At 37.6% G+C, this 9,408-nt stretch carries 6 protein-coding genes; 2 read left to right on the forward strand and 4 right to left on the reverse strand.

Annotated features, from left to right (window positions below; genetic code table 11):
* Positions 1-223: 223 nt before the first annotated feature.
* From ASG21_RS13995 to fbp, 4 genes are all read right to left on the reverse strand, one after another.
* Entirely contained in the window at positions 224-1,450 is a 1,227-nt protein-coding gene (locus ASG21_RS13995) for an MFS transporter (RefSeq protein WP_082482426.1), read from the reverse strand.
* A 223-nt stretch (positions 1,451-1,673) separates the two neighbouring features.
* Positions 1,674-3,347 (reverse strand): glutamine--tRNA ligase/YqeY domain fusion protein, encoded by a 1,674-nt coding sequence (locus ASG21_RS14000; RefSeq protein ID WP_056082423.1) that lies wholly within the window; start codon positions 3,345-3,347, stop codon positions 1,674-1,676.
* Positions 3,348-3,798: 451 nt separating this feature from the next.
* Complete coding sequence (locus tag ASG21_RS14005) at positions 3,799-4,806, reverse strand: o-succinylbenzoate synthase (protein WP_056081330.1); 1,008 nt, start codon at positions 4,804-4,806, stop codon at positions 3,799-3,801.
* Positions 4,807-5,823, reverse strand: coding sequence for a class 1 fructose-bisphosphatase (gene fbp / locus ASG21_RS14010; RefSeq protein WP_056081333.1), 1,017 nt, complete (start codon positions 5,821-5,823; stop codon positions 4,807-4,809).
* Positions 5,824-6,144: 321 nt separating this feature from the next.
* Here fbp and ASG21_RS14015 point away from each other — a divergent pair, with 321 nt between their 5' ends.
* Positions 6,145-7,383: an aspartate kinase gene (locus ASG21_RS14015; RefSeq protein WP_056081335.1), complete on the forward strand. Its 1,239-nt coding sequence runs from the start codon at positions 6,145-6,147 to the stop codon at positions 7,381-7,383.
* 22 nt (positions 7,384-7,405) lie between these two features.
* Positions 7,406-9,247 carry a lysophospholipid acyltransferase family protein gene (locus ASG21_RS14020; protein WP_056081338.1) on the forward strand — a complete coding sequence of 614 codons (1,842 nt, stop codon included), beginning with the start codon at positions 7,406-7,408 and terminating at the stop codon, positions 9,245-9,247.
* The last annotated feature ends 161 nt before the right edge of the window (positions 9,248-9,408 follow it).

Raw genomic sequence — 9,408 nt, forward strand, 5'->3', positions numbered from 1 at the left:
TCTTTTAGAAAAAAAATTGTTTTAAGCTTACCCGTCTCTGCGTGAGGGATGTGGCGGGCGGCGACGGAGGAGCCGGTGCGCAGTGAGGTACGAACGGAGTACGGGAGCGGAGCGGACCCCAGAGCAGCCCGACCCGAAGTTTTGGCGGCTGGAAAGACCTCGCAGGTTTTCAAAACCTGTGAGGTTAGCCTGGCAAACGCAGGGGTACGCCCAAATTCAAAATTTACACCTTGTCTTTTTGCTCACCAATCATCCACGGAACAATGAAGTAGAAGGCGATCGCGATCAACGTGGCAACTGCTCCGGTACCAATCCAAAGCACTGTAAAACCCATTTTTTCTGCAATCAATGTTCCCAGATAAGGAGTTACTATGAAAGCGATGGAAAAGGAAATTCCATTCAGTCCCATGTACGCTCCTTTGTTGTTTTTTCCTGAACGTAAAGCTGTAATTGTTGACATAAACGGCAGCGCCCAAATTTCGCCAACAGACAGTAAAGTCATTGAAATGATTAAGGTGATAATACTGTGATCAAAGCCGAGCATCGCATACGAAAGTCCGCAAATGAAGGTTCCAAGGAACATGGTTCGGGCTAAGCTTAAATACTTTTCGGCAATCTGAACCAGTCCCATTTCGAGTAAAACGACGATAAATCCGCTGTAGCCCAAAAGATAACCGATGTTTTGCTGACTCAGTTTCGCTGTGTCTTTATAGAAGATCGTCAGTGTACTGAATAACTGAAAGAAACAGATGGCAAACAGCATACATAAAAAGCAGTAAACCAAAAATCTGCCATCACGATACGGCGAATTTTCTTTTTTTATTTCAACAGTTTCTGCTGTTTTTCTGGCTTTTAATTTTGCCAGCTTATTGCGTTTTCTGAAGAAAATAATGTATAAAATCCCTGCCGACAAAGCAGCTAATGCGTTGGAATAGAACAGAAACTCATATGAGATAGCTGACATAATTCCACCCAAAGCCGGACCGATAGAAAATCCTAGATTGACTGCCATTCGGTTGAGTGAAAATGCTCTGGTAATATTTTCGGGTCTCGCATATTTTGTAATTGCCACCGAGTTTGCCGGCCGGAAAGCATCACTTACAATACTCTGCAGTAAAATAATTGCAGCCACACCTACTTCCGTTTTGAAAAGCGGAATTAAACAAAATAACGGCACACTCAATAATAAACTGAGGTACTGCACTTTATATTCTCCGATTCTGTCTGTGATAAATCCACCAAGCCAGGAGCCTATTACAGAACCTATTCCGAAAAAGCTGAGCACAATTCCAGTATTTTCGATACTGAATTTGAGATGAGCCGTCATGTAAACGCCCAAAAACGGGAGCACCATCGAACCCGCACGGTTGATGAGCATTACCAGTGCAAGCATCCAGCTTTCCTGTGAGAGCCCTTTGAATGAGTTGGTGTATAGATTGATGAGTTTCATGATGTCTTATGATTGATGAATGATGTTTGATAGGATTTCATCCTATCCTTTGGCAGGTCGTCCCATTGGGACTATTTTATTTTTTTAAATTCAGTCTACTGTTATTTTTCACAAATGATGCTGTAAAAATGAGCGTGTACGTCGCATTTTCCTTAAATACTGTTCAAAAAAAACAGGGCTTAAAAAATTAAGCCCTGTTCATTTATATGATATAAATAAATTTTTACTCTGGCTTATAAGAGTCTTTTAAAGTCACGGTTCTGTTGAATACAAAATTTGTATCTGTGGAATCCTGATCTTTCGTAAAATACCCAATTCTCTGGAATTGAAGCGGTTCGCCCACTTCAACATCCTTTAAACCCGGCTCTCCAAATCCCTGAATAATATTGACAGATTCAGGATTGATGAAATTTAAGAAATCTACATCTTTCTCAGCATCAGGCTGTTCTACTGTAAATAATTTCTCGTAATTTCTCACTTCCACAGGAATCGCATGCTTTGCAGACACCCAGTGAATGGTTCCTTTTACTTTTCTTAAACTCTCTTCAGTTCCGCTTCCCGACTTTGATTTTTCATCATAAGAAGCGTAAATAGTGGTGATTTCCCCGTTTTCGTCCTTTTCTACTCTTTCACCTTTGATGATGTAAGCAGATTTTAAACGGACTTCTCCGCCCAGTTTAAGTCTGAAGAATTTGTTTCCTGCCTCTTCCTTGAAATCTTCACGCTCTATGTAAAGTTCTCTAGAGAACGGAATCTGTCTCGTTCCTGCATTTTCCTGCTCATTATTGTTTTCCGTTTCAAGCAATTCTTCCTGTCCTTCAGGATAGTTTTCAATGATCAATTTTACAGGATCTACAACCGCCATTACACGTTTCGCGACTTTATTCAAATCTTCACGGACGCAGAAATCCAATAACTGAATTTCAATTAAATTTTCTCTTTTGGCAACACCTACTTTATCAATAAAATTCCTGATAGCATTTGCTGTAAAACCTTTTCTGCGCATTCCGGAAATGGTAGGCATTCTCGGGTCGTCCCAACCATTAACTGCTTTTTCTGAGATTAATCTCTGCAGTTTTCTTTTGGAAGTAATCATGTAGGAAACATTCATTCTTGCAAATTCTCTCTGCTTGTTCTTCACTTTTCCCTCTTCATACACCTGATCCAAATACCAGTTGTACAATGGTCTGTGATTTTCAAACTCCAGAGAACACAATGAGTGTGAGATTTGCTCGATATAATCGGATTCACCGTGTGCCCAGTCGTACATTGGATAAATTTTCCAATTTGTTCCGGTTCTGTGGTGAGGCCTTTTTAAAATTCTGTACATTACAGGATCACGCATGTTCATATTCGGCGAAATCATATCGATTTTTGCACGCAGTGACATTGAACCTTCCTCAAATTCACCATTTTTCATCCTTTCGAATAAATCTAAAGATTCTTCTGTAGGACGGTTTCTGTATGGAGATTCCACCCCCGGTTCTGTAGGATTTTTTCTCTGCTCGGTAATCAGTTCAGATGGCTGCTCATCAACATAAGCTTTTCCTTCTTTAATTAACTGAACTGCCCAGTCGTAAAGCTGCTGGAAGTAATCGGAGGCGTACAATTCTTTATCCCATTTGAAACCTAGCCATTCAACGTCTTTTTTGATAGAATCTACGTATTCCTGCTCTTCTTTTTCAGGATTCGTATCGTCGAAACGAAGGTTTACGGGAGCATTGTATTTTTCACCCAGACCAAAGTTGATGCAGATCGCTTTTGTATGACCTACATGCAGATAACCGTTTGGTTCAGGCGGAAAACGGAAACGAATCTCATCTCTTTTGAGTCCGTTTGCCAAATCATCTTCGATAATTTGCTCAATAAAATTGAGTGATTTTTTTTCTTCTTCCATTAAAATTCGCTTTAAAATGTCGTATTCACCGACAATCTGCAAATTTAGGAAAATTTAAAGTGTAAAAAAAAGATAATTTATTAATGAATCTCCCGAAATCAGAAAAAAAAGAACGACCTTTAGTATGGAAAAAAAGAACTCCGAAAACTTTTAACCGAATCTTTCTTTCAAAGATTTAAGTTGCACATTAATGTTGATTAAAAGTTTAAACTTTATAGTCAAACTGTTAATTATCAATATACTGAACGCAAAAGTATATTGAAGAAAACTGGATAGAATCAAATTAGAATATTTCCATATTAAAATTTGCATTTACTTATTGGCATATATTTTGTTAACTTTGTCATCCCTAAGCACAACTTAAATGAAAACGATGAAGAGAAAGTTTACCACCTTTTTAGATTACCTTAAAAAAGCAATTTTTGCAGAAGATGTAGTTTAAAATCCTGATCTACTTAATACTGAAATAAAGCTTATCTCCCTTCAGACCGAGATAACTTTCGAAATTATTTGTAAATAATCCTCCCGTACCCAAACCCTGAGGCATAGCATTATTTTTTGTAAATGTATACTGTGCAATCGCATTCAGTCCTATGTTACTCTCTAACGCGGAAGTGATCCACCATCCTATATTCTGATTTTCCGCAATAGAAATCCACTCGTCACAGCCGGAAAAACCACCTACCAGTGAGGGTTTCAGGATGATGTACTGAGGTTTGAGATCATCTAAAAGTTTTATTTTGTCATTAATATTAATGATACCAATCAGCTCTTCATCCAAAGCAATTGGAGTTGGAGTTTCGGCACACAATTCTGCCATTTCAGTAATGTTTCCGGCTTTTATCGGTTGTTCGATTGAATGAATTTTTAAATCTGAAAGCTGTTTAAGAACCATTTTAGCATCATCTTTAGTAAAACCACCGTTGGCATCGACACGCAGTTCAAGCTGGTCTTCTGAAAATTTTTGTCTTAATTTCTGTAGGATTTTATATTCAGATTTCCAGTCGACGCCAATTTTCAGTTTGATACAGTGAAAACCCTGCTGAAGTTTTTCCTGAATCTGCTCTTCCATAAAATCAATGTCACCCATCCAGATCAAACCATTGATCGTGATTGGAGTTTTGCCTTCAGTAAATTCTCCAGGAAAATATAAGTTTCCGCCATGATTTAAATTTAAAACAGCCTGTTCATAGCCAAACCAAACTGATGGAAATTCTTTCAATTCTTCTTTTAAAAATTGAGAATCCTCATTGATGTTTTCACAAAGCCACTGCAGCTTTTCTTCATAATCGGGTCTGTCATCAAAACTTAAGCCTCTGAAAACCGCACACTCTCCCACTCCTTTTCTGCCGTCCTGAAAAACTTCAAGTATAAAAGTCTCCTTTACATGCAAAACGCCGCGGGAAGTTCCTCCCGGGCGTTTGAATTCTAAAAGATATTTAAAATATTTTGCTGTCATTTATTTTACGCTGTCAATTCGCATAAATTCTTCAGCTTTTTCAACCATATTGATGCTTCCTGCGAAAAACGGAATTCTCTGGTGCAATTCTGTTGGCTCAACTTCCAGAATTCTTCTGAATCCGTCTGTTGCTTTTCCACCAGCCTGCTCAGCAATAAAAGCCATTGGATTACATTCGTAAAGCAGTCTCAGTTTTCCGTTTGGAGCCTGACCGTAGGATGGATAAATATAAACTCCGCCTTTCAGCATATTTCTGTGAAAATCGGCTACCAAAGAACCAATATACCGCGAAGTGTAAGGACGGTCGCCCTCTTCCATCTGACAGTATTTAAGGTAATTTTTCACACCCTGAGGGAATTTTATATAATTTCCTTCATTGATTGAATAGATTTTTCCCGTTTCAGGAAATTTCATATTCGGATGAGAAAGATAGTATGTTCCCAAAGAAGGATCCAGTGTAAATCCGTTCACACCGTTTCCTGTAGTGTACACAATCATTGTTGAAGATCCATAGATCACATATCCAGCTGCGATCTGATTAATTCCTTTCTGTAAGAAATCTTCGAGCTGAACGGGAGTTCCCGGCTCTGAAACCCTTCTGTAAATTGAGAAAATTGTTCCTACAGAAACATTTACATCAATATTTGAAGAACCGTCCAAAGGATCTATTAAAACTACATATTTGCTTAAATGGCCGTTTTCACCACATTTAATATCGATAAAATCGTCATTTTCTTCTGAAGCAATTCCACATACAACTTCTCTCTGAGAAAGGGCCGTGATAAAAATATCATTGGCGATCACATCGAGTTTCTGCTGCTCTTCACCCTGAATATTCTGGTTGCCGGCTGCACCTGTAATATCAACGATACCGGCTTTATTAACTTCCCTGTTTACGATCTTGGAGGCAAGCCTGATTGCACTTAAAAGACGTGAAAATTCACCTGTAGAATATTGAAAATCTTCCTGTTTATCGATAAGAAATTCTCCTAATGTCTGTAATGACTGATCTGACATAATTTTATTTGCTAAAACGGTTTTGCCAAATATCGGGAAATTTACAGTATATATAAAGTAAATGTTAATAATTTAATTCTGGATTGACTATCAGTGGCTTAACTTCGGAAACATTGTTAAAATGCAGCGTATTTTATTAAAATTAAATTAAAAAGTTTACCAAAAACTGATCTTACTCTGTGATTATGTGAATTTTAAACAGGAAAACTGAAATCACCGCCATTAGAGAAGCCCTTTCATATATCGTTGTAAATTTATAATTTTGAGCTCCGAAAAAAAACCGAATGATTTATATCTAACAATTTTATTCTTAATAATTTAATGAAAATTTTCAAGTTTGGTGGTGCATCAGTGAAAGATGCAGAAGGTGTAAAAAATGTGTCTGCAGTATTGGAAAGCCAGGGGTTTTCTAAATGTCTGCTTGTAATCTCAGCAATGGGAAAAACAACTAATGAACTGGAGAAGGTTGTAGAACTTTACTTCAAGAAAGATAACTACCAAGCCGAAATTGAGAAGATAAAACGAAAACACATTGAGATTGCCAATGGGCTTTTCCCTGAAAATCATGCTGTTTTTGCAGAAATAAATCTGTTTTTTGATGACATTGATTCATTTTTAAGAAGAAATAAATCTCCGAACTACAATTTTGTGTACGATCAGGTGGTGAGTTGTGGAGAGATGATTTCCACTAAAATTGTAAGCGAATATTTAAATGAAATTCAGTTTACCAACCAATGGCTTGATGCACGAGACTATGTGCAGACAGACAATTCTTACCGTGAAGGTAATGTAGACTGGGCCAAAACGGAAGAATTTATATCTAATTTAAACAAAGAAATCTGCTACGTCACTCAGGGATTTATCGGTTCTGATGAAAACAATTTCACAGTGACTTTAGGACGGGAAGGTTCAGATTACTCTGCAGCGATTTTTGCATACTGCCTCGGTGCTGAAGCGATGACCATCTGGAAAGACGTTCCGGGAGTAATGACCGGTGATCCGAGAAAATTTAAAGATGTCACTTTGCTTTCCAACATTTCTTATGAAGAAGCCATTGAAATGGCCTATTACGGAGCAAGTGTAATTCACCCAAAAACTCTGCAGCCGCTTCAGCAGAAAAATATTCCTTTTTACGTGAAATCTTTTGTGGATCCTACAAAAGCAGGTACTAAAGTTGGGTTTTCAGAAAGTAACCAGAATGAAGAATCGTATATTTTAAAGGAAGATCAGACTTTGCTTAAAATTTCTACAAGAGATTTCTCCTTTATCGCAGAAGATCACATGAGCCAGGTTTTTGCTTTTCTGGCAAAATATAAAATTAAAGTTTCCTTGATGCAGAATTCGGCAATTTCATTAGCTTTATGTCTTGAAGACAAATTTCTGAAGGCTGATGAACTGAACAGTGAACTGCAAAAAGAATTTAAAACCGAACTGATAAAAAATGTATCTTTATTTACAGTAAGGCATGCTAAAAAAGAAAACATTGATCAGTATTATCAGCAAAAAAACGTGCTTTTGGAACAAATCTCTAAAAATACGCTGCAGATGGTAACACAATAAAACTAATTCCGACTAAATAAACATGAGTTTAATATCGAAAAATGATCTGATAAAAGCTTCCGGACTTGGGCGGTTGGGATTCCTCAAAAATCCTGTTGCATCTGCCGTTATGAGTCTTACCAAAATAAATGAAGTCAATACTCTTTATGATAAATTAAAGGATAAAAAAGACAAGGATTTTTTCGATTCTTTCGTTAAGGAGAGAAATTTAAGCTACATCGTTTTCGAAGAAGATCTCGCAAAAGTACCTAAAACAGGACCTTTCATTTTGGTTTCCAATCATCCGCTGGGTGCGATTGACGGTATTCTGATGTGTAAAATCCTGTCGGAGATACGTCCGGATTTTAAAGTAATGGGAAATTTTCTTCTGGAAAAAATTCAGCCCATGGAACCCTACGTAATTCCTGTAAACCCTTTTGAGAAAAGAAAAGATGCCTACAGCAGTGCATCCGGAATGCGGGGTACACTGAAACATCTTGAGAATGGCGGTTGCGTGGGAATTTTCCCAGCGGGTGAAGTTTCCAATAAAAATAATCCTTACGGAGAGATTCTGGATAAAGAATGGGAAATACCTGCACTTAAACTTATAAAAATGGCAAAGGTGCCTGTGGTTCCAATGTACTTTCATGCCAAAAACAGCCGAATGTTTTATCAGGTTGCCAAAATGCATTCCAATCTTCAGACCATCATGCTTCCGTCTGAAATGATGAAGGACAGAGAAGAACCAATCAGAATCAGAATTGGCAGACCCATCACTGTAAAAGTAATGGATGACAGCGAAAACATTGAAGAACTGGGCGAATTTCTAAGACGGAAAGTCTATATGATGAAGTCTTATTATGAAAAAAGAAAGTCGCTTGCACAGGCCATTAATCTTAAAAATTTATCTTTAAAATTCCCTCTTTTAAGGGAAGAAAATATTGTACAGAATATCATTGACGAAACTCCGAAAGAAGACTTACTGAAAGATATTTCAAAACTCAGGGGAACCGACAGGATGCTCTTCAGCAACGGGAATTACGAAATTTATTTTACTCCTTATGAAGAAATTCCTTCTGTAATGAGGGAAATTGGGAGACAGCGGGAATTAACGTTCAGAGCTGTGGGAGAAGGCAGTAATTTACCCTTCGACCTTGATGAATACGATAAACATTACCATCATTTATTTCTGTGGGACAGTACCGCAGAAAAATTGGCCGGTGCCTACAGAATGGCTTTAGGCAAGGATGTGATGAAAAAATTCGGAATTAAAGGATTTTACACAAGTTCTTTATTTGAATTTGAGCAGGATATACATCCATTTTTCAAAAAAGTAATTGAAATGGGGCGTGCATACATCTGTGAGGAATATCAGCAGAAGCCGCTTCCGCTTTTCCTTTTGTGGCGCGGAATTGTGCATGTATGCCTGAGAAATCCTGACCATAAATTTCTGATGGGCGGAGTAAGTATTTCGAATAAATTTTCGGAATTCTCCAAGTCTCTGATGATTGAATTTATGCGTTCCAATTATTATGATTCTGCTGTCGCTCAGTACATTACACCAAGAAATGAGTTTAAGGTAAAACTTAAGGATCGCGACAAACATTTGTTTTTGGATGAAATGGAATCTGATTTAAACAAACTCGACAAAATCATCGATGACCTTGAGCCCGAACTGAGAATGCCTGTTTTAATTAAAAAATACATCAAGCAGAACGCAAAAGTGATCGCCTTTAATGTTGATCCCAACTTTAATGATGCCATCGATGGCTTAATGTATATCCGGATCAGCGACCTTCCGGAAAGCACCATAAAACCTGTATTGGAAGAGATGAGTGAGCAAATAAGACGGGAGCAGGAAAATAATCAAACTGAAAATCAATAGGTTTTTAAGATTTATTAAAAAAAACAGAATTAATATTTGCATCATATACCAAAACTTCCTACTTTTGCATCACTTTAAAACAACGAAGTAATAAGAATGGTTTCTTAGCTCAGTTGGTAGAGCAATGGATTGAAAATCCATGTGTCCCTGGTTCGATTCCT

The sequence above is a fragment of the Chryseobacterium sp. Leaf394 genome, assembly GCF_001424105.1.
Classification (GTDB): Bacteria; Bacteroidota; Bacteroidia; order Flavobacteriales; family Weeksellaceae; genus Chryseobacterium.